A 208-nucleotide genomic window follows, 5' to 3' on the forward strand; every position below is an offset into this window, starting at 1 on the left:
CGAAACCGCCGTCGACACGGCAGAAGCCACGGAGGCCAAGCCCCGCCGCACCCGCAAGACCGCGGCCACCGCCGAGGCCCCCGAAGCCGAAGCCAAGCCGCGCCGGACCCGCAAGACGGCCGCCGCCGTAGCCGAAACCGCCGTCGACACGGCAGAAGCCACGGAGGCCAAGCCCCGCCGCACCCGCAAGACCGCGGCCACCGCCGAG

Annotated in this window: 1 protein-coding gene; it reads left to right on the top strand. The window is 76.0% G+C overall.

Features of this window, described 5'->3' with window-relative positions; all coding sequences use genetic code 11:
• Positions 1–208, top strand: a 208-nt coding sequence (locus tag ADK64_RS16685) for a hypothetical protein (RefSeq protein ID WP_159046271.1), incomplete at both ends; no start/stop codon positions are given.

Origin of the sequence: Streptomyces sp. MMG1121, assembly GCF_001280015.1 — a bacterium.
Lineage (GTDB): Bacteria > Actinomycetota > Actinomycetes > Streptomycetales > Streptomycetaceae > Streptomyces.